Below are 201 nucleotides of genomic sequence, written 5' to 3'. Positions count from 1 at the left end.
TCGTGGATACCAACGATTGCTACTTCATCACCTACACGTAGGATACCGCGCTCGATACGGCCAGTTACTACTGTACCACGACCTTGGATTGAGAATACGTCTTCGATTGGCATCAGGAACGGCATGTCTACTGCACGCTCTGGCTCTGGAATGTACTCGTCCAGTGCTTTAGCCAGCTCAAGGATTTTCTCTTCCCACTGT

Annotated in this window: 1 pseudogene; it reads right to left on the bottom strand. The window is 50.2% G+C overall.

Features of this window, described 5'->3' with window-relative positions:
* A pseudogene (tuf, locus tag JIG40_RS00970) lies at positions 1–201 on the bottom strand (elongation factor Tu); the annotation flags it as partial.

This window comes from Vibrio sp. bablab_jr001, assembly GCF_016464285.1.
In the GTDB taxonomy this organism is placed as follows: domain Bacteria; phylum Pseudomonadota; class Gammaproteobacteria; order Enterobacterales; family Vibrionaceae; genus Vibrio; species Vibrio fluvialis.
The sequence above is the reverse complement of the archived record's forward strand: the minus strand, read 5'-3'. Positions and strand labels throughout refer to the sequence as shown.